The following is an 18,433-nucleotide window of genomic DNA, read 5'->3' as shown; positions in this document are numbered from 1 at the left end:
CGTCGTCGCTCAGCGCTTCGCGAGGCGGGCGTAGGCCACGGCCAGCGCCCCCGCGAAGCGCGCGTTGTTCTCCAGGAGCGCCAGGTTCGTCTTGAGGCTCTTGCCCCCGGTGCGCTTCGCCATCTCGCCCAGGAGGAACGGCGTCACGGCCTTGCCGCGCACGCCCTGGCGGTCCGCGTCCGCCAGCGCCGACGCGATGTGCAGCTCCACGTCGTTGCGGCCCAGCGCGGCCTCCGCCGGGGGCGGCACGGTGTAGAGCACCCCGCCCTGCCCCAGCACGTCGAAGCGCGCGTGGGCGATGCGCGCGGCGGTCTCCGCGTCGTCCGCGCGGTGCTCCAGGGAGATGCCGGACTCGCGGCTGTAGAAGGACGGCAGCTCGTTCGTGCCCACGCCGATGACGGGCACGCCCGCCGTCTCCAGCAGCTCCATCGTCTTGGGCAGGTCCAGCACGGACTTGGCTCCCGCGCACACCACGGCGACGGGGAAGCGGGACAGCGCCGCGATGTCCTGGGAGATGTCCCAGTGCTCGGAGGCGCCCCGGTGCACGCCGCCGATGCCGCCGGTGGAGAAGACGTGGATGCCCGCCGCCGCGGCCAGCTCGCACGTGGCGCTCACGGTGGTGCCGCCGCTGGCGCGGGTGGCCATCGCCACGGCCAGGTCGCGCGAGCCCAGCTTGAGGAGCTTCTCCTTCCCTTCGGCCAGCCGGCGCAGCGCGGCGTCCTCCAGGCCGATCCACACCTCACCGTCCACCATGGCGATGGGCGCGGGCACGGCGCCGGCGCGGCGCACGGCCTCCTCGCACGCGCGAGCGGCGGCCAGGTTGTCGGGATACGGCAGGCCCTGCGCGACGACGCTCGTCTCCAGCGCCACCAGCGGCTGCCCGGAGTCCTTCGCGCGCCGCACCTCGTCCGAATAGCGGAAGTCCATGGGCGGGCATTTACGCCATGGGCAGGCCGGCCGGACAAGCACGGGCGTGGGGAAACGTCCGCGCGACGTCGCCTGGCTGGAGCACCGTGCGTGCGGGTGAGCTGCCGGGGAAGCGGCGGGGGCCTGGCTGTTCGTTGCAGCCCCGTCGGTTGCATCCGGCCTCGCGGCGCCCTATGCCCCGCCGCGTGAGCACCTCGTCGCCCGCGGTCGCAGCGCCTGCCCGTCTCCTCTCCACCTCCGACGTCGCGATGATCGCCGTCGTGGTCGTCTGGGGGACGAACTACACCCTCGTGAAGGACGCGCTGGACGGCATGCCGCCCCGGGCCTTCATGTCGCTGCGCTTCGGGCTCGCGGCGCTCGCGATGGGGCTGGTGCTGTTCGCGGTGGAGGGCCACAAGCCGATGCCGTGGAGGACGTTCCTGCGGCTCACCGCGCTGGGGTTCGTGGGCAACACGCTGTACCAGCTGTTCTTCATCGAGGGCCTCGCGCGCACCACGGCGGCCAACAGCGGGATGCTCACGGCGGTGAGCCCCGTGGTGACGGCGGCGCTGGGCGCGGCGCTGGGTGTCGAGCGGCTGCGGCGCCCCGTCCTCGCGGGGCTCTCCCTCGCGGTCGTGGGGATGCTGCTCGTGGTGGGAGCGCGAGGCCCGAACCTGGGCGCGGCGACGTGGACGGGCGACGCGCTGATTCTCTGCAGCTCGCTGTGCTGGGCCATCTACACGGTGGGCACGCGCGCGGTGGGCACGGACGTGTCCGCGCTGCGCGTCACCGCCATCACCATGCTGACGGGAGCCCCGGGCGTGGTGCTGGCCGGAGCCTCCCAGGTCATCGCGCTGGACACGTCGCGAGTGAGCGCCGCGGGCTGGGTCGCGCTCGTGTACTCGGCGCTGGTGCCGCTGGTGCTCGCGTACTTCGTGTGGTTCCGCAGCGTGCAGCAGGTGGGCACCAACCGCACGACGCTCTACGGCACGGGCATCCCCGTGGTCGCCGCCCTCACCGCCTGGGCCATTCGCGGCGAGCGCCCCACCCTGCTCCAGATTGTCGGCGCGGCGCTCATCCTCACGGGCGTGCTGATCAGCCGCCGCAAGGACACCGCCGTCACGAAGGCCTGACGCCGCTCAGCCGCGAGTCCCCCGCTCCAGCGTCAGCCCGTACTCCTCCATCTTCCGGTCGAGCGTGGGCCGGCTGATGCCCAAGAGCTCCGCCGCGCGGACCTTCTTCCAGCCGGACTCGCGCAGCGCCTCGGCGATGGCGTCGCGCTCCAGGCGGGCCACCTGCTCCTGCAGCGTGCGAGGCGACTGCCCCACCGCGCCCTCGCGCACCTCCGGGGGCAGCTGCGGAATGCCCACGTGGCCCGCCGCGTACACGCGCCCCAGCCGCTCCGCCACCAGCTCCAGCTCGCGCACGTTCTGCGGCCACGGGTACTCCGCCAGCAGGCGCCGGGCCTCCGGTCCCAGCACCGGCGCCTCCCGCCCACCCTGCCGGGCACCGCGCAGCGCGAAGTGCTCCAGCAGCACCGGCACGTCGCCGCGCCGCTCGCGGAGCGGTGGCACCTCCAGCTCGAAGCCCGCCAGGCCCCGGGCCAGCGCCGCGTCGAACTCTCCCCGGGACGCGAGCCGCGACACCGGCGAGCCACTGGTGGCGACGATGCGCACGTCCACGGGCTCCTCGCCGCCCTGCCGGGCCGGGGCCGCGCGCCGGGCCAGCATCCGCGCCAGCCGCTCCGCCGCGGGCCGGGGAAGCGCCTCCACGTGGCGCAGCAGCAGCGTGCCCGCGTCCGCGCGCAGCACCGCCGACGTCACCGGCGGCTGCCCGGGAGCGCCCGCACGGCCGAAGAGCGCCACCTCCACCGCTTCCAGGGACTGCCGGCACTCCACCACCACCCACGGCCCCAGCGCGCGCGGGGATTTGCCATGGAGGAAGTGCGCCAGCAGCGCCTTGCCCGTGCCCGGCTCGCCGTACAGGACCACCGGGGCCGCGCTGCCCGCCGCGCGCCGAGCCTCCTCCACCACGCCCCGGAACGCCCGCGAGGTCCCCAGCGGCGTCACCCACGGCACCTCCGCGGCTTCCGCCTCGCCGCGCGAGCGCACCGCCGTATAGGCCTCACCGCCCAGCCGCCCCAGCGACGCGAGCAGCTGGCCCTCCCCCTCGGTGAACGGCGACTCCTCGCGCTCCACGTACAGCACGCCAAAGGGCATCCCGCCCGAAGCCACCAGCGGCGAGCACAGCGCCGTGTCCGTCCGCCCCAGCTCCTTGCGCTCCAGCGCCGCCTGCACCAGCGCGCGAGGCACCTCCACGGACGCCGCGCCGGACACCGCCGCCGTGCGAAGCCCCTCTGGCCCGCTCAGCAGCGCCGCCGCGCGGTCCGCGTTGAGCGCGTGCGCCGTCTCCTCGGACAGCCGCCGCAGCACCATCGCCTCGCTGGTGGCGCCCAGCAGCGCCGTGCCCGCCGAGTACATCGCCGCGGCCGCGCCCACGTGCGGCAGCACCTCCTCGATGGGGACGTGCTCCGGCTCCTGGGCGGGCGCGCCGGAGGGCTCGTCGACGATGGACACCGGCGGCGGCTCGTACACCGCGATGGTGGCGCCCACGCGCATCCGGTCCCCCGGCCGCAGCACCGCCTCTTCCTGGAGCGCCAGCCGCTGCCCGTTGAGCAGCGTGCCGTTGGTGGAGCCCAGGTCGCGCAGCCGCACCTGACCCGCGACGGTGTCCAGGAACAGCTGCGCGTGGCGCCGCGACACCTGGTCGTCTTCCAGCGGGATGTCGCAGGAGGGACTGCGTCCGAGGGTCAGCTGGGAGACGACCTCGTACCGGCGCCCCGCGGACGGGCCCGTGAGCAGCAGGAGTGCCGGCATGCGGACCCGGAGCCTAGCAGCGCCCCTCGGGGCGCCCGCAAGACGCGTCGGGTTGGACGCACGGCGCTACATCGGGCGTTCGGCGTTCAAAAGGCTTCGCAGCTCGGACTCGTTGAGCGCACGGCCCTCCCGGGCAATGGCCAGGGCGTTGATCTGCTTCTCCTCCACCTCCACGTGGGCCCCCTTGCGCCACTCCGTGGTGTGCACCGCGCCATCCACCAGCCGGCCCACGACGGAGCCCTCGTCCCGGGCCACCGCCTCCAGCCACAGGTTCTCCACCACCACCTCGCCCTCCGGGTGCGTCTCGAAGGGGGCCCGCACCAGGAACGTCAGGGGCTCCATCAGCCCCTTGCGCTGGAAGCGCGCCAGGAACGCGGGCAGCAAGGCCTGCGCCTCCTCGTGCATGGCCTGGGTCTGCTCGGCCGGCTCCTTGGCGAAACGCTCCCGGTACGTCGCCAGCAGCTCCGCCGTGTTGTGCCGGCCCAGCGGCGACACCACCGTGAGGAACAGCCCCTCGTGGCCCTCGAAGGCGTCCAGCGGCACGCCCAGCAGGTTCGCACGGGCCTCCTCGGAGGGCACCATGGTGAAGCTCTGGCCCTCGCTGGTGGACACCTCCGCGCGCAGGGCCGGTCCCTGCGCGAACGCCAGGTCCGTGCACAGCTCATGGAGGAAGCTCTCCGCGGCCAGCAGGTCGCCCTCGCCCAGGTGGAAGATCTCCACGTCGCGCGCGCCGAACTTCTCCATGCCGTGCGAGTGCACCCACAGCGGCGTGTCCCCTTCCGCCAGCTCGATGGCGTGCAGGTGCACGTGGTCGCGGATGTCGAAGTCCAGCTCCGTGATTTCGACGACGTCCTCGGGCTCGTGCAGCTTGAACGCCGTCAGGTCCACGAGCACGCCCGGCGCCTGCTCCATCAGCGTGCGCACGGTCCACAGCGCCTCGAAGACGGGCAGCGTGGGCTGCGCGCCTCCCGGCTCCAGGAGGAACGCGTAGCAGGCCTGGGACTTCTCCACGCGCGCGAAGGCCTCCGGGCTGCCGCTGAACAGCCCCTGGCTGACGCGCGGCCGGCCGTCGCTCAGGGGCTTGAGCACCACTTTCACCTCGGAACCGTCCGCCCGCACGGTGAAGCCCCAGTCGCCCTCGTGTGGGACGAACTCCACCTCGTCCGTCGCGAACGCCGCGCGCAGCGCGTCCAGGGCCGGTGGCTCGGGCTTTTCGGTGGCCAGGACGTAGACCTCCTTCACAGGTGCTTCTCGATCTGTCGGAAGAGGTCCACGCGGTCCACCAGGTTGGTGAGGTAGTCCAGCTTGTCCGTCCCCAGCACCAGCACCGGCGACAGCGAGTAGCCCCCGAACCACTCCTCGTAGAGGGCGTTGAGGCGCTTGAGGTACGCGGTCGGGATGTCCTTCTCCATGGTGCGCCCGCGCAGGCGGATGCGCTCCTTGAGGGTGACCACCGGGCAGCGCAGGTAGATCATCAGGTCGGGCGGCCGGAGCGACTGGGAGATGGTCTGGTACAGCTCCCAGTACGTGGACCAGTCGCGCTTGTCGATGAGCCGCTGGCGGTGGAGGTTCTTCGCGAAGATTTCCGCGTCCTCATAGAGCGTCCGGTCCTGGAGCACGGTGCCGGGCGTCCGCTCGAGTTCCCGGTGCAGGCGGAACTTGTGCGTCAGGAAGAAGAGCTGCGAGCGGAACGCCCACGTCTTCATGTCCTTGTAGAAATCCGCGAGGTAGGGGTTCTGGTCATTGGGCTCGAAGGACGGCGTGAGGCCGTACTTCCGGCACAGGAAGGACGTGAGCTCCGTCTTTCCGGCCCCGATGTTGCCCGCGATGGCGATGAACTTTTTCCTGGCCACGCCACCCTTGCTTGTAACCCCGGCGAGCGGCATTCACCAGAAACAATGGCGAGGGGAGCCATGGTAGATAAAGTGCATGCCCCCGCCCCGTTGCGCACGCCCAGGAGCCCGTGCCGGCGCCCCCGCCGAGCCGCCTGGCTGCCCGACCGGTGAGCGGCACCCCCGGGGCCCGTCCGGCGTTCAGGCCCCCCGGTAGGAGGAAAGGCGACGCATGCTGCGCAAGCTGTGGTGCATCCTGGTGGTCACGGTGTGGTCCTTCGTCTGCTTCCCGCTGGCCTGCCTCGCCATGCTGGTGACGCTCAACCCGTCGCGTTCGCTCTGGGTCGTCCGGACGATCTGGTCGCCCGTGCTCCTGTGGGCCGGCGGCGCGAAGCTGGAAGTGATTGGCCAGGAGAACGTGGACCCGAAGCGGCCCACCATCTACGTGGGCAACCACCTGTCCACGCTCGACATCCCGGCGCACTTCGTCTCCGTGCCGGTGGATTTCCGCTACGTCGCCAAGTCGCAGCTGCGCTTCGTGCCGCTCATCGGCTGGTACCTCTGGCTGGCGGGGCACATCTTCATCGACCGCGGCGACCGCTCGTCGGCCATCGCGTCGCTGGAGAAGGCGGCGCGGAAGATTCGCGCGGGCACCAGCATCTTCCTGTACCCGGAGGGCACCCGCTCCGAGGACGGCCGCGTGCTGCCCTTCAAGAAGGGTCCCTTCGCGCTCGCGCTCAAGGCCCGCGTGCCCATCTGCCCCGTCACCATCGAGGGCACCGACAACGTGATGCCCAAGAACTCGTGGAACATCAGGCCGGGCCCGGTGCGCGTGAAGATTGGCCGCCCCATCGACACCACCGGCTTCGCGGACAACGACCGCGAGGGGCTGGCCCGCGCCGTGCGCGCGCAGATCATCGCCGACAGCCTGTCGCTGGGCGGCAAGGGCGGTGACCCGGACACGGCCGTCGCCGCGCCCAACCGCGAGGGCGTCGCCCAGCGCGCCTCCAACGCCGCCACCTCCAAGGCCTCCTGAGCTCCCCGTGCCCCTGACGCCGACCTCGAACCGCCTCCGCATGCTCCGCTGGCCCGCCGCCCTCCTGGGCCTGGGGCTGCTCGTCACCGGCTGCGGCCACGGCCAGGCCCAGGGCCCCGCGCTGTCGCCCCAGGCGCAGGCGCGCGCGTACCTGGACGGAAACCAGCCGGAGGAGGCGTTGAAGCTCCTGCGCGAGCTGCACGCGCGCACGCCGGACGACGTGGACGTGGCCCGCGCCCTCACCGAGGCCCAGGTGAAGGCAGGCCGCGCGGACGCCTGGGCGGAGGAGCTGCGCCAGGCCATCGCGAAGAACGAGCGCGCAGTGGACCAGTACATGCTGGGCCTCACGCTCTTCTCCCGGGCCCGGGACGCGGGCGCCCCCACCGTGGCCGCCTTCGAGCGCGCCATCGCGCTGTCCCCCACCACCGCGGAGTTCCACTACCGCCTGGGCGTCGCGCGCCTGGAGTCGGAGCAGTACGCCGCCGCGCTGGGCCCGCTGCGCAAGGCCGTGGAGCTGGCCCCGGAGCGCGCGGGCTGGAAGCTGCCCCTGGCCAAGGCCCTGGCACGCACGGGCGACGCGCCGGGCGCCGTGGAGGCCCTGGGCACCGTCGTGAGGGGCAAGCCCACGCCCTCGGAGGTCGCCACCGCGCGGGCGCTGATGAACCAGTTGGCGGATCCGTTCCAGGGCTTCCCCAAGGCGGCGGAGGGGAAGCTCGAGGAGGGCATGCGCTACCTGCACGAGCTGGACGCGCCCCAGCACGCCCTCATCGCCTTCGAGGAAATCCTCCACGACTACCCGGACCTGGCCGTGGTGCACGCCCTCCTGGGGCTGGCCTACCAGCGGCTGGATGACGCCGGCCGCGCCGTGGACGAGTTCAAGCAGGCCATCGAGCGCGCTCCCCAGGACGGCAAGAACCAGCTCTACCTGGGGGAGCTGTACCTGTCGCGCCAGCGCACGGACGCCGCGCGCGCCGCCTTCGAGCGGGCCGTGGCGCTCAACCCGCTGCTGGAGCTGGCCTGGTTCCGCCTGGGCGACCTGCGCCTGGAGTCCCGCGACCTGGCCACCGCGAAGGAGGCCTTCCAGGTGGCGGTGACGCTGACGCCGGACTCGGCGCCCGCGCGCGGGAAGCTGTCGCTCGTGTACCAGCTGGAGGGGGACTTCGCGGCCGCGCAGCGCGAGCTCAAGTACGTGGCGGACAAGGACCCGGAGAACACCGAGTTCGCCCTGCGCCTGGGCCTGCTCTACACCGAGGAGGCCCAGAAGGCCCGCCGCCCCGAGGAGCGCCAGAAGGCCGCGAGCGAAGCGGAGCGCTGGCTGGGCAAGGTGCTGGAGACCCAGCCCGACAACGCGGTGGCCAGCAAGGCCCTGCAGGTCCTCAAGGGCCAGTAGCCACCGGCGCACCCCGCCCTCTAAACTCCGCCTCCGATGAGCGACGCGCGCAAACCCGCCCCTCCCAGCACCCCGCCGCCCCGGACGCCGACGAATCCCGGCACCCAGCCCCGCGCGGCCACCAGCCCCGGCATGCGCGCCGTGAGCGCCGCCCGGACGGCCCCGCTGGAGAAGCCCAAGACGGAAGGCCCGCTGGGCAAGCGCGTCGCCGCGGAGACTTCCAACGTCCTCCTCAACGCCTTCTCCATCCTGAAGGAGCAGCTCGCGGACTTCCGCGCCAGCGACCGCTTCTTCAAGTACAAGGCCGGCATCGTCGCGGCCTGGGTGGCGCTGACCGTCGCCAGCTTCGCCATCGCGTGCCCCGGCAGCGCCGTGGACACGGGGGACATGGACGCGCGCCTGGTGCTCAGCGACAAGCTGGACCGGCCCTCCGTCACCATCTGGAACGAGAGCAAGGACGTCTGGCGTGACGTCATCATCACCGTGAACAACGAGTACAAGGCGGTGGTGGCGGAGGTGCAGCCCGGCGACTTCGTGACCATCACGCCCAAGCAACTGCTGGGGAAGAACGGCGGCTCCGCGCCCGCGGACCTCCGCTTCCAGGCGCTGACGATGAAGAGCGCGGACGATAACGCCGACCTCACGCCGTCCCTCCAGGAGGAGTGGAAGCGCCTCCTGGCGCCGAAGAAGTAGCCCGCCGGGAGCGCAAGCCCCACCGCCTCCAGAAACACGAAGGGCGCCCTCCTGAAGCAGGAAGGCGCCCTGGGTGCTTCTTCAGTCCGGCCGGGCCTCACTCACGAGAGAGGCCCGGGCGCGGGGAACGGCTCAACCCTCGGTCTTCGCCTCGGCGGGAGCCTCGGTCGTCTCGGCGGCGGCCGGAGCCTTCGCGGGACGGTCCACCAGCTCGATGAGGGCCATCTCCGCGGCGTCGCCCCGGCGGAAGCCCAGGCGCACGATGCGGGTGTAGCCACCCGGACGGGAGGCGTAACGCTCCTTGTACTCGCTGAACACCTTCTGGAGGACCGTGCGGTCCTTCACGGTGCGGGCAGCCAGACGCACGTTGGACAGGCCACCGCGCTTGGCGAGCGTGATGATGCGCTCGGCCAGCGGACGGACTTCCTTCGCCTTGGGAACGGTGGTGCGGATGGCCCCGTGCTCCAGCAGCGACGTGACCATGTTGTTCAGCATCGCGAGACGGTGGCTCGTGGTGCGGTGCAGCTTCCTTTGTCCGACCTTGTGGCGCATGCGCGTGCTCCGGGGCCTCTTCTTGAGAACCCCACCACTCCGGCCGTATCAGGTACCGGGTGGGAAGGACGGCCCCGACACCGGGGGCCGCCGTTGAATCGGGCCCTGTGTACCAGGGCCCCCTGCCCCGCGCCACCGTGAAGCCGTGTCGGTGGGAGGCGGGGCAGGTGCTTCAGGAAACAACGACGACGACGCTCAGGCCTTGGGGGCCGCGGGAGCCGGCGCGTTCTTCGGCGGCCAGTTCTCCAGCTTCATGCCCAGCGACAGGCCCATCTCCGCGAGGATCTCCTTGATCTCCTTCAGGGACTTGCGGCCGAAGTTCTTCGTCTTGAGCATCTCCGCCTCGGTGCGCTGGACCAAGTCACCGATGGACTTGATGTTCGCCTGCTGCAGGCAGTTGGCCGAACGCACCGACAGCTCCAGCTCGTCCACCGAGCGGAACAGGTTCTCGTTGAGCTTGGCCTCTTCCTTCGGCGCCTCGGCGACGACCGGCTCCTCGGTCTCGTCGAAGTTCACGAACACCGTGAGCTGCTCCTTGATGATCTTCGCCGCGTACGCCACCGCGTCCTGGGGCACCACGGAGCCGTCCGTCCAGACCTCGAGCGACAGCTTGTCGTAGTCCGTGACCTGACCGACGCGCGCGTTGGTGACCTGGTAGTTCACCTTGCGGATGGGCGAGAAGAGCGAGTCGATGGGGATGGTCCCGATGGGCGCGCCCGGCACCTTGTTGGTGGACGCCGGCACGTAGCCCCGGCCCCGGCGGCACGTCAGCTCCATGCGCACCTTGCCACCCTCGGAGACGGTGCAGATGTGGTGACCCGGGTTGAGGATCTCCACGTCCTGGTCCGCGATGAGGTCGCCCGCCTTCACTTCCTTGGGGCCTTCCACCTCGATGCGCAGCGTCTTCGTCTCGTTCGTGTGCATCCGGAGGAGGACCTCCTTCAGGTTCAACACGACGTCCGTGACGTCCTCGGCCACCTCGGGGATGGTCGTGAACTCGTGGTCCACGCCCTCAATCTTCACGGAGGTGATGGCCGCGCCCTGCAGCGACGACAGCAGCACCCGCCGCAGCGAGTTGCCCAGCGTCGTCCCGAAGCCGCGCTCCAGCGGCTCCGCCACGAACTTGCCGTACGTGGGGCTCAGCGAGTCCTGGTCCACTTCCATGCGGCGCGGCTTGATGAGGTCGCGCCAGTTCTTCGCAACAAACGTATCGGCCATGGGGACTGCTCCTCGGAACGTGCGCCATCACCCACATCCCCGCCAAAGTGGCGGGAGGACGGGCACGCGGGGGGACTGCGTAACAGCTTCGCCCGGCGCGCGCAGGACGCGCCTTCCAGGCGACGAAACGACAGGCGACAAAGCAACGACGCCCCGGCCTCGTCGGCCAGGGCGTCCACTGCGGGAGGGGCCCTGAAAAGCGGGCCCGGCACCCAGGACTACTTCGAGTACAACTCGACGATGAGCTGCTCCTGGATGGGCATGGTCAGGTCCTCGCGGTTCGGGACCGTCTTGACCGTGCCCTTGAACGCCTTCTTGTCCAGGTCGATCCACTGGGGAACGCCACGGCGGTCCACCGTCTCCAGCGCCTCGGAGATGCGGAGCACCTTGCGGCTCTTCTCCACCACTTCCACGGCGCTGCCCGGCTTCACGGAGAACGACGGGATGTTCACCCGGCGGCCGTTGACCTGGAAGTGACCGTGACGCACCAGCTGGCGCGCCTCGTTGCGCGTGTCCGCGAAGCCCATGCGGAACACCACGTTGTCCAGGCGGAGCTCCAGCTGCTGCAGCAGGTTCTCACCCGTCTTGCCCTTGGCCGCGGACGCGCGGTGGTAGTACCCGCGGAACTGGTTCTCGAGCAGGCCGTACATGCGCTTGACCTTCTGCTTCTCGCGCAGCTGCACGCCGTAGCCGGAGAACTTCACGCGGCCCTGGCCGTGCTGACCGGGGGGATAGGGGCGGCGCTCGATGGCGCACTTGTCCGTGTAGCAACGGTCGCCCTTGAGGTACATCTTCAGGTTCTCGCGCCGGCAGATACGGCAGGCGCTCGCGGTATAACGAGCCACGGAAACTCTCCTTGCAGATGGTCTGGAGCCGGGCCCGCGCATGACGCGAGCCCTGGCCCGAAGCGGTGATTAGACGCGGCGGCGCTTGGGCTGACGGCAGCCGTTGTGCGGGATGGGCGTCACGTCGCGGATGAGGCTGATCTTCAGGCCGGCGGCGGCCAGCGCGCGCAGCGCCGACTCACGGCCCGCGCCCGGGCCCTTCACGAACACCGTTACGGTCTTCAGACCGTGCTCCATCGCCTTCGCCGCGGCGTCGCCAGCGGCGACCTGCGCCGCGAACGGCGTGGACTTGCGGCTGCCCTTGAAGCCGCGCGCCCCGGCCGACGACCAGGAGATCACGTTCCCGGACACGTCCGTGATCGTGATGATGGTGTTGTTGAACGTGGACTGGATGTGGACCACGCCGTTGAGGATGTTCTTCTTGCCCTTGCGCTTGTTCTTCTTCGCCGCAGGGGTCTCGCCACCCTCGGCACCAGCCGGCGCGGCGGCGGTATTGATCTCGTCAGCCATGTGAATCGCTGCTCCTGGGAGTAGGTGATCAACGCCCGGGCCTCACACGCAGTGAGGCCGCAGGCGCCAGAGGGTTTAGCGGGCCGGAGCGGCCGGCTTCGCGCGAACGATGCCGCGCTTGGGACCCTTGCGGGTGCGCGCGTTGGTGTGGGTGCGCTGGCCGCGGACCGGAAGACCCTTGCGGTGACGCAGACCCCGGTAGCAACCCAGGTCCATCAGCCGCTTGATGTTCATGGTCACCTCGCGCCGGAGGTCACCCTCGACCTTGTAGTTGGCCTCGATGATCTCGCGGATCTTTCGAGCCTGGTCCTCGGTGAGGTCCTTGGTCCGGGTGGTGAGATCGATGCCCGCCGCTTCGATGATGTCGTGCGCGGTCTTGTTACCGATCCCGTAGATGTACTGGAGCGAGATCACCGCGCGCTTGTTGGGCGGCAGATCGATGCCGGCGATACGAGCCATCTTCGGTCTTCCTTCGTTTTGGAGTTGGTCTGAGGCTTAAGAGTCCCTGGGGACTCTCAGCCCTGGCGCTGCTTGTGCCGGGGGTTGGAGGCGCAAATGACGCGCACGATGCCCTTGCGGCGGACAACCTTGCACTTGTCGCAGATCTTCTTGACGGACGCCCGAACCTTCATGGAGCGAACTTCCTTCCTTCAGCAGCGGAGAAAAGCACAACAGCCGGTCCGCACAGGCGGCCGGCGCGAATTACTTGGCCCGGTACGTGATCCGTCCACGGGTCAGGTCATACGGCGACAACTCGACCTTCACCTTGTCGCCCGGGAGGATACGGATGAAGTGCATCCGCATCTTGCCCGAGATGTGCGCGAGCACCTTGTGGCCGTTGTCCAGCACCACGCGGAACATCGCGTTCGGTAGGGGTTCCATGACGGTCCCCTCGACTTCGATGGAATCATCCTTCGGCAAGCGTCAACCTTCTTCCCGGACCACGAACCTTCTGGAAGCGCGGCGGGATAACACTTTGGTCCGTAAGTAGCAAGCGCCGCGCGATCTGAAATCTGGACCTCTATCAACACCTTCTGACATCACCCTATTTCACCCCGGGTCCTGGGGTCCTTCATGAGCGCCGGGTCAGCACTTCCGGCCCTCGCTCCGAGATCAGGATGGTGTGCTCGAAGTGGGCGGACAACTTGCCGTCCACGGTGACGGCCGTCCACTCGTCCTCCAGGACCTCCACGTCGGGCGTTCCCTGGTTCACCATCGGTTCCACCGCCAGGACCATGCCGGGCCGCAGCTTCATCCCCGCGCCCGCCTGCCCATAGTTGGGCACCTGGGGCGGCTCGTGCAGCTTCCGACCAATCCCGTGCCCCGTGAAATCGCGGACCACGGAGAACCCGCGGGCCTCCACGTGGCTCTGCACCGCGTGGCCAATGTCCCCAATCCGGTTGCCGGGCTGCATCACCTGGATGGCCTTCTCCAGGGACTGCCGGGTGGCGTCCACCAGGGCCTGGGCCTCAGGCGTCACCTTCCCCACGGGCACCGTGCGTGCCGAGTCCCCGAAGAAGCCCCGGTAGACGACCCCGAAGTCCAGCTTCATCAGGTCCCCGGCCACCAGCCGGCGCTTCCGGTTGGGGATGCCGTGGACCACTTCCTGATTCACGGAGGTGCAGAGAACGCCCGGGAAGCCGTGGTAGCCCTTGAACGCCGGCCTGGCACCCTTCTGGGCGATGAGCTTCTCCGCCAGGGCGTCCAGCTCCCAGGTGGAGACACCCGGGGCGACCGCCTTCTCCAGCTCATCCAGGATTTCACAGACGATGCGCCCCGCTTCCCGCATCAGGGCGATCTCATCCGGGCTCTTGAGTTCCACCGGGTTCATGCGCCCCTTTCCCTACTGGCCTGCTGCTCTGTCGGGAACCCGCGGCCAGTGGGGCGGCAGTCCGGACCGGCCCTGCCCCCGGCCTGCTGCCCGGCCTGGACTCAGGCGGGGCGTCCGGCGGCCTTCTTGATCTCTTCGTAGATGCCCTCCGGAGAGCCAACGCCGTCCACGCTCTTGAGCAGCCCCTTCTTCGCGTAGAAGTCCTTCAGAGGGGACGTCTCCGCGTCGTACTTCTGCAGGCGCCTCTCGATGACCTCCGGCGTGTCATCCGGGCGCTGCACGAGCTCCGTGCTGCACTTGTCGCAGAGCCCCGCGCGCTTCGGCGGGCTCTGGGTGACGTGGTAGACGGCCCCGTCGTTGGGGCACACCCGCCGGCCCGAGCCGCGCTCGACCAGCGTCGAGTGCGGGACCTCGAGCGACACCACGGCGTTCAACTGCTTGCCGAGCCGCTCCAGCATCCGGTCCAGCGCATCCGCCTGCCCCGGGGTGCGCGGGAAGCCGTCGAGCACGAAGCCCTTGGCCACGTCCGGCTCCTTCAGCCGCTCCTCCACGATGCCGATGACGACGTCGTCGGGAACGTACTGCCCCGCGGCCATCAGCGGCCCGGCCACCTTGCCCAGCGGCGTGCCATCCTTCACGGCCTTGCGCAGGATGTCGCCGGTGGAGATCTGCGGGATCTGGAAGTCCGCGTAGAGCTTCTTCGCCTGGGTTCCCTTCCCGGCGTTCGGCGGCCCCAAGAGGATGAGGTTCATGTCGATCCTTTGTACCTGCGTCCACCCTTGAACGACGAGGCGCCCCTCCCCACCATTGGGGAGAGGCGCCCAGAACACAACCGACCGCTGTCAGGCCGCCACGCGAACGCGACCACGGATGCGCGGACCGCGCGGACCCGCGAAGCCTTCGTAGTTGCGGCTGATGAGGTGGCCTTCAATCTGCTGCACCGTATCCAGCGCCACGCCCACCACGATGAGGAGCGCCGTGCCGCCGAAGGTGAACTGCACCCCGAGCACGCTGCTGATGACGGACGGAATCACGCAGATGATGGCCAGGTAGATGGCGCCGCCGAACGTGAGGCGGTTGAGCGTGCGCTCGATGAACTCCGCCGTCTGCCGACCCGGGCGGATGCCAGGGATGTAGCCACCCTGCTTCTTGATGTTGTCCGCCACGTCATCCGGCCGGAACGTGAGCGCCGTGTAGAAGTAGGAGAAGAACACCACCAGCAGTACGAACAGGCCGTTGTAGACCCAGAGGTTGCCCTCGATGCTGCGCTGGAAGCCCTGCAGGAAGGGGAACCACGCACCCAGCGTCGCCGGGAAGGACAGCACCGCGCCGGCGAAGATGGGGGGAATCACGCCCGAGGCGTTCACCTTCATGGGGAAGTAGGTGGCCTGGCCCGCGAACATGCGCCGGCCCGCCATGCGCTTGGCGTACTGGATGGGCACGCGCCGCATGCCCCGCTCCACGTAGACCACCACGCCGATGATGAGGAGCATGAAGAAGAGCAGGCCGAGCACCGCGGCCACGTTCACGATCTCCTGCGTCGTCAGGTCCAGCAGCGTCTTCGCGCCGGGCAGCACGCGCGCCACGATGCCCGCGAAGATGATGAGCGAGATGCCGTTGCCGATGCCGCGCTCGGTGATGCGCTCGCCCAGCCACATGATGAACGCCGTGCCCGCCGTGAGGCTCACCACCGTCATGAAGGTGAACCAGAGGTTGTCGTTGGGCACCACCACCTGGTTGAAGCCGCCCTGCCCCGCGTCGGAGCGGCCCAGCGAGGCCAGCCACCGCGAGATGCCCACGCCCTGAACGATGGACAGAACGATGCTGCCGTAGCGCGTGTACTGGTTGATCTTCTGGCGGCCCGCGGCGCCTTCCTTCTGCAGGCGCTCCAGGCTGGGCACCACCACCGCCAGGAGCTGGATGATGATGGAGGCGCTCACGTAAGGCATGATGCCCAGACCGAAGATGGACATCTGCTCCAGCGCGCCGCCGGAGAAGAGGTTGAACAGCGACACCAGGCCGCCCGATTGTTTCTGGGCGTCCATGAACGCGTTCATCGCGGAGCGGTCCACGCCCGGCGTGTTGATGAAGATGCCGATGCGGTAGACGGACAGCAGCACGAGCGTGTACGCAAGCCGGCTGCGCAGCTCCGCGATGCGGAAGACGTTGGCGAGGGCGTTCAGGGCCACGGTAATGCCATCCTCTTCAAGAGGTTCTGCCAGCAACAACAAACGCCCCTCTCCGGTTCCGGAAAGGGGCGCGGAAGCCTACACAAGGCTGGGGGCGCGCACCACATCACCGTGATGCGCGCCGCCGGTCACGCCTACGCCCGGGGCTGGCGAGGAGCCTTGACGCCCTTGCCGGCGTGGGCCTTGGAGGCCGACTCCGGCTTGTGCGCCACCAGCGGGAGCTCTTCCACCGAGCCGCCCGCCTTCTCGATGTTCTCGCGGGCCGCCGCGGACACCTTGTTCACGCGAACGGTCAGCTTCTTGGCGAGCTCGCCATGGGCCAGGACCTTCACGCCGTCATAACGGCCCTTGACCAGGCCCGCCTGCTTCAGCGCGGCCTCGTCCACCGTGGCGCCGGCGTCGAACGTGTGCTCCAGATCGCCCAGGTTCACCACCGCGTAGGTGGTGCGGTTGGGCGGGTTGAAGCCGAACTTCGGCAGGCGGCGCTGCAGCGGGCTCTGGCCGCCTTCGAAGCCCTCGAACCGCATGTTGCCGGAGCGGGCCTTCTGGCCCTTGCCACCGCGGCCGGCCGTCTTGCCCAGGCCGCTACCCTGGCCACGGCCCACGCGCTTCTTGCGGTGCCAGGAGCCCTCAGGGCGCTTCAGATTGGTCAGGATGCTCATGTTGGATCCTCAGTTCTCAGGCCTTGGCCTGGGCGGCCAGGCGCTCCAGGGCGCGGTCCCGGGCGACAATCTTCCGGGGCTTGCGGCGCTTGGGCGCCGGGGCCTCCTGGCTGACCTTCTCCAGGGAGACCAAGTGCTTCACCTTGAACACCATGCCGCGCACCGCCGGGGTGTCCTTCAACAGCCGCTCGTCGCCGAACTTCTTCAGACCGAGGCCCTTGATGGTGGCCAGCATGTCCTCGGAAGAACCCGAGAAGCTCTTCGTCAGCTTAACCTTGAGCGCCATGACTAGCCCCTCGCCTCGCCCGCGAGCTTCTGGGTCTCGACGTCCTTGCCACGCAGCCGCGCGACCTGCTCGGCGCTGCGAAGCAGCTTCAGGCCCGCCACCGTGGCCTTCAGCACGTTGTGCGGATTCCGCGAACCCTGGCTCTTGGTCAGGATGTTGCGGATGCCCGCCGCCTCCAGCACCGCGCGCACCGCGCCACCGGCGATGACGCCCGTACCTTCAGAGGCCGGCTTCAGGAGCACCCAGCCGGCACCGAAGTGCCCCAGGATCTCGTGCGGGATGGTGTGACCCATGCGCGGAACGCGGAACAGGTTCTTCTTCGCGTTCTCGCCGCCCTTGCGGATGGCCTCGGGGACTTCGTTGGCCTTGCCCAGGCCCACGCCCACGTGCCCGTTGCCATCGCCCACCACGACGAGCGCGGCGAACGAGAAACGGCGGCCACCCTTCACCACCTTGGCCACGCGGTTGATGTTCACCACGCGGTCGGTCAGGTCCAGATCGTTCGGATTGATCGGAGTTGCCACTTGAGGAATTCCTTTCTGGTACCTAGAACTTCAGGCCGGCTTCGCGCGCGGCGTCGGCCACGGCAGCGATGCGCCCATGGTAGGGGAAGCCGTTGCGGTCGAACACCACCGCATCGACGTTGGCGGCCTTGCACTTCTCCGCGATGAGGGAGCCCACGCGCTTCGCGTCGGCCTTCTTGTCGCCCTCGTCCTTGCCCTTCAGCTCCTTGGACAGGGACGACGCATACGCCAGCGTGCGGCCGGTGGAGTCGTCCACCACCTGCGCGTAGATGTGCTTGAGGCTCTTGTACACCGTAAGCCGCGGGCGCTCGGTGGTCCCCGAGAGCTTCTTGCGGATGCGGTTCTTCCTCTTGAGGCGCTGATCGACAGTCTTGGACATGGCTGCTTCCTTTTCCGTCCGGCGGCGATGCGGCCTTCCGCCGCCGGATGAGTCCGCCAGGCTTCAAGGCCCGGCGGGGTTGAATGCTCGGCGAAGACGCGGCGACGACTAGGTCGTACCGGTCTTGCCCTCCTTGCGACGGATGCGCTCCTCGGAGTACTTGATGCCCTTGCCCTTGTAGGGCTCCGGCGGACGCAGCGAGCGGATGTTGACCGCCGTGGCGCCCAGGGCCTCCTTGTCCGCCGAGCGGAGCGTGAGCCCCACCGTGGGAAGGCTGTCCTCGGTGCGGGAGACCTTGTCGACTTCCGCCGTCACGCCCTCCGGCAGGTTGAACACCACCGGGTGGGAGTAACCGAGCGAGAAGTGGATGGCCTTGCCCTTCACTTCCGCGCGGAAACCAACGCCGCGGATGTCCAGGCGCCGCTCGAAGCCCGTGGAGACACCCTTCGCCGCGTTGGCGAGGATGGTCCGGGTCAGGCCGTGCAGGCTGCGGGCTTCGCGCGAGTCGTCCTCGCGCTGCACCGTCACCTGGCCGTCCTTCACCTCCACCTTCACCTTGGCGGGGAGCTTGACGGACAGCTTGCCCTTGGGGCCGTCAAAGTTGACCTGCTGGTTGGCGACGTTGACCTTCGTCTTGTCGCCAAGCTTGATCGCCAGTTTTCCAATCCGACTCATGATTGCCTCGTGCTGTCGTCGCCCGGGGC

The 18,433-nt window shown here is 69.5% G+C and carries 23 protein-coding genes; 4 read left to right on the top strand and 19 right to left on the bottom strand.

The genetic code is table 11. The features are described 5' to 3' along the window. Positions 1-9 precede the first annotated feature (9 nt). Positions 10-927, bottom strand: a complete 918-nt coding sequence (locus tag JYK02_RS09330) for a pseudouridine-5'-phosphate glycosidase (RefSeq protein ID WP_207050514.1) — start codon at positions 925-927, stop codon at positions 10-12. Positions 928-1,112: 185 nt separating this feature from the next. On the opposite strand from JYK02_RS09330, the gene JYK02_RS09325 reads away from it, so the two are divergent. Further along, positions 1,113-2,039 carry an EamA family transporter gene (locus JYK02_RS09325; RefSeq protein WP_207050513.1) on the top strand — a complete coding sequence of 309 codons (927 nt, stop codon included), beginning with the start codon at positions 1,113-1,115 and terminating at the stop codon, positions 2,037-2,039. A gap of 6 nt (positions 2,040-2,045) precedes the next feature. Here the strand turns inward: JYK02_RS09325 and JYK02_RS09320 are convergent, their stop codons facing one another. From JYK02_RS09320 to JYK02_RS09310, 3 genes are all read right to left on the bottom strand, one after another. Then, positions 2,046-3,782, bottom strand: coding sequence for an FHA domain-containing protein (locus JYK02_RS09320; protein WP_207050512.1), 1,737 nt, complete (start codon positions 3,780-3,782; stop codon positions 2,046-2,048). Positions 3,783-3,848: 66 nt separating this feature from the next. Next, complete coding sequence (locus JYK02_RS09315) at positions 3,849-5,024, bottom strand: DUF2314 domain-containing protein (RefSeq protein WP_207050511.1); 1,176 nt, start codon at positions 5,022-5,024, stop codon at positions 3,849-3,851. Further along, on the bottom strand, positions 5,021-5,635 hold the full coding sequence (locus JYK02_RS09310; RefSeq protein WP_207050510.1) for a deoxynucleoside kinase: 615 nt from the start codon (positions 5,633-5,635) through the stop codon (positions 5,021-5,023). The genes JYK02_RS09315 and JYK02_RS09310 overlap by 4 nt, the downstream gene beginning before the upstream one ends. A 211-nt stretch (positions 5,636-5,846) precedes the next feature. Here JYK02_RS09310 and JYK02_RS09305 point away from each other — a divergent pair, with 211 nt between their 5' ends. Genes JYK02_RS09305 through JYK02_RS09295 form a run of 3 tightly spaced genes read left to right on the top strand, consistent with a single transcriptional unit; the run spans position 5,847 to position 8,733 of the window. Then, positions 5,847-6,650, top strand: a complete 804-nt coding sequence (locus JYK02_RS09305; RefSeq protein ID WP_431603474.1) for a lysophospholipid acyltransferase family protein — start codon at positions 5,847-5,849, stop codon at positions 6,648-6,650. 40 nt (positions 6,651-6,690) lie between these two features. Next, positions 6,691-8,040 carry a tetratricopeptide repeat protein gene (locus JYK02_RS09300; RefSeq protein WP_207050509.1) on the top strand — a complete coding sequence of 450 codons (1,350 nt, stop codon included), beginning with the start codon at positions 6,691-6,693 and terminating at the stop codon, positions 8,038-8,040. A 36-nt stretch (positions 8,041-8,076) separates the two neighbouring features. Beyond that, positions 8,077-8,733: a hypothetical protein gene (locus tag JYK02_RS09295; protein ID WP_207050508.1), complete on the top strand. Its 657-nt coding sequence runs from the start codon at positions 8,077-8,079 to the stop codon at positions 8,731-8,733. 132 nt (positions 8,734-8,865) lie between these two features. On the opposite strand, the gene rplQ is transcribed toward JYK02_RS09295, so the two are convergent. From rplQ to rplF, 15 genes are all read right to left on the bottom strand, one after another. Continuing rightward, positions 8,866-9,285 (bottom strand): 50S ribosomal protein L17, encoded by a 420-nt coding sequence (gene rplQ / locus JYK02_RS09290; RefSeq protein ID WP_120567144.1) that lies wholly within the window; start codon positions 9,283-9,285, stop codon positions 8,866-8,868. Between the two features lie 195 nt (positions 9,286-9,480). Further along, on the bottom strand, positions 9,481-10,503 hold the full coding sequence (locus JYK02_RS09285) for a DNA-directed RNA polymerase subunit alpha (protein ID WP_014395886.1): 1,023 nt from the start codon (positions 10,501-10,503) through the stop codon (positions 9,481-9,483). Positions 10,504-10,721: 218 nt separating this feature from the next. Beyond that, entirely contained in the window at positions 10,722-11,348 is a 627-nt protein-coding gene (gene rpsD, locus JYK02_RS09280) for a 30S ribosomal protein S4 (RefSeq protein ID WP_120523530.1), read from the bottom strand. Between the two features lie 69 nt (positions 11,349-11,417). After that, complete coding sequence (gene rpsK / locus JYK02_RS09275; protein WP_120523531.1) at positions 11,418-11,858, bottom strand: 30S ribosomal protein S11; 441 nt, start codon at positions 11,856-11,858, stop codon at positions 11,418-11,420. A gap of 75 nt (positions 11,859-11,933) precedes the next feature. Further along, on the bottom strand, positions 11,934-12,317 hold the full coding sequence (gene rpsM / locus JYK02_RS09270; protein ID WP_014395883.1) for a 30S ribosomal protein S13: 384 nt from the start codon (positions 12,315-12,317) through the stop codon (positions 11,934-11,936). 56 nt (positions 12,318-12,373) lie between these two features. After that, complete coding sequence (rpmJ, locus tag JYK02_RS09265) at positions 12,374-12,490, bottom strand: 50S ribosomal protein L36 (protein WP_002633586.1); 117 nt, start codon at positions 12,488-12,490, stop codon at positions 12,374-12,376. Between the two features lie 70 nt (positions 12,491-12,560). Continuing rightward, positions 12,561-12,779, bottom strand: coding sequence for a translation initiation factor IF-1 (infA, locus tag JYK02_RS09260; RefSeq protein ID WP_002614803.1), 219 nt, complete (start codon positions 12,777-12,779; stop codon positions 12,561-12,563). Positions 12,780-12,930: 151 nt separating this feature from the next. Further along, a complete protein-coding gene (gene map / locus JYK02_RS09255; protein ID WP_207050507.1) occupies positions 12,931-13,689 on the bottom strand; it encodes a type I methionyl aminopeptidase in 759 nt (252 codons plus the stop codon). Between the two features lie 101 nt (positions 13,690-13,790). After that, positions 13,791-14,441, bottom strand: a complete 651-nt coding sequence (locus tag JYK02_RS09250) for an adenylate kinase (RefSeq protein ID WP_207050506.1) — start codon at positions 14,439-14,441, stop codon at positions 13,791-13,793. 90 nt (positions 14,442-14,531) lie between these two features. Next, on the bottom strand, positions 14,532-15,878 hold the full coding sequence (gene secY, locus JYK02_RS09245; protein ID WP_207050505.1) for a preprotein translocase subunit SecY: 1,347 nt from the start codon (positions 15,876-15,878) through the stop codon (positions 14,532-14,534). A gap of 134 nt (positions 15,879-16,012) precedes the next feature. Then, positions 16,013-16,540: a 50S ribosomal protein L15 gene (rplO, locus tag JYK02_RS09240; RefSeq protein WP_207050504.1), complete on the bottom strand. Its 528-nt coding sequence runs from the start codon at positions 16,538-16,540 to the stop codon at positions 16,013-16,015. A 16-nt stretch (positions 16,541-16,556) separates the two neighbouring features. After that, a complete protein-coding gene (rpmD, locus tag JYK02_RS09235) occupies positions 16,557-16,826 on the bottom strand; it encodes a 50S ribosomal protein L30 (RefSeq protein WP_207050503.1) in 270 nt (89 codons plus the stop codon). A 2-nt stretch (positions 16,827-16,828) separates the two neighbouring features. Continuing rightward, complete coding sequence (gene rpsE / locus JYK02_RS09230; RefSeq protein ID WP_014395877.1) at positions 16,829-17,350, bottom strand: 30S ribosomal protein S5; 522 nt, start codon at positions 17,348-17,350, stop codon at positions 16,829-16,831. 22 nt (positions 17,351-17,372) lie between these two features. Beyond that, on the bottom strand, positions 17,373-17,729 hold the full coding sequence (gene rplR, locus JYK02_RS09225) for a 50S ribosomal protein L18 (protein WP_143905919.1): 357 nt from the start codon (positions 17,727-17,729) through the stop codon (positions 17,373-17,375). Positions 17,730-17,837: 108 nt separating this feature from the next. Beyond that, positions 17,838-18,404: a 50S ribosomal protein L6 gene (gene rplF / locus JYK02_RS09220; protein WP_120552130.1), complete on the bottom strand. Its 567-nt coding sequence runs from the start codon at positions 18,402-18,404 to the stop codon at positions 17,838-17,840. Positions 18,405-18,433 lie beyond the last annotated feature (29 nt).

The sequence above is a fragment of the Corallococcus macrosporus genome (genome assembly GCF_017302985.1).
Lineage (GTDB): Bacteria > Myxococcota > Myxococcia > Myxococcales > Myxococcaceae > Corallococcus > Corallococcus macrosporus_A.
The sequence above is the reverse complement of the archived record's forward strand: the minus strand, read 5'-3'. Positions and strand labels throughout refer to the sequence as shown.

Coding starts and splice junctions, on each gene's coding strand:
- JYK02_RS09305 (WP_431603474.1), top strand. CDS start 5,847: ATGCTGCGCAAGCTGTGGTGCATCCTGGTGGTCACGGTGTGGTCCTTC.
- rpsK (WP_120523531.1), bottom strand. CDS start 11,858: ATGGCTGACGAGATCAATACCGCCGCCGCGCCGGCTGGTGCCGAGGGT.
- rpsM (WP_014395883.1), bottom strand. CDS start 12,317: ATGGCTCGTATCGCCGGCATCGATCTGCCGCCCAACAAGCGCGCGGTG.
- rplO (WP_207050504.1), bottom strand. CDS start 16,540: ATGAGCATCCTGACCAATCTGAAGCGCCCTGAGGGCTCCTGGCACCGC.
- rplR (WP_143905919.1), bottom strand. CDS start 17,729: ATGTCCAAGACTGTCGATCAGCGCCTCAAGAGGAAGAACCGCATCCGC.
- rplF (WP_120552130.1), bottom strand. CDS start 18,404: ATGAGTCGGATTGGAAAACTGGCGATCAAGCTTGGCGACAAGACGAAG.
- JYK02_RS09285 (WP_014395886.1), bottom strand. CDS start 10,503: ATGGCCGATACGTTTGTTGCGAAGAACTGGCGCGACCTCATCAAGCCG.
- JYK02_RS09250 (WP_207050506.1), bottom strand. CDS start 14,441: ATGAACCTCATCCTCTTGGGGCCGCCGAACGCCGGGAAGGGAACCCAG.
- rpmD (WP_207050503.1), bottom strand. CDS start 16,826: ATGGCGCTCAAGGTTAAGCTGACGAAGAGCTTCTCGGGTTCTTCCGAG.
- rpmJ (WP_002633586.1), bottom strand. CDS start 12,490: ATGAAGGTTCGGGCGTCCGTCAAGAAGATCTGCGACAAGTGCAAGGTT.
- JYK02_RS09330 (WP_207050514.1), bottom strand. CDS start 927: ATGGACTTCCGCTATTCGGACGAGGTGCGGCGCGCGAAGGACTCCGGG.
- JYK02_RS09320 (WP_207050512.1), bottom strand. CDS start 3,782: ATGCCGGCACTCCTGCTGCTCACGGGCCCGTCCGCGGGGCGCCGGTAC.
- JYK02_RS09300 (WP_207050509.1), top strand. CDS start 6,691: ATGCTCCGCTGGCCCGCCGCCCTCCTGGGCCTGGGGCTGCTCGTCACC.
- rplQ (WP_120567144.1), bottom strand. CDS start 9,285: ATGCGCCACAAGGTCGGACAAAGGAAGCTGCACCGCACCACGAGCCAC.
- JYK02_RS09295 (WP_207050508.1), top strand. CDS start 8,077: ATGAGCGACGCGCGCAAACCCGCCCCTCCCAGCACCCCGCCGCCCCGG.
- map (WP_207050507.1), bottom strand. CDS start 13,689: ATGAACCCGGTGGAACTCAAGAGCCCGGATGAGATCGCCCTGATGCGG.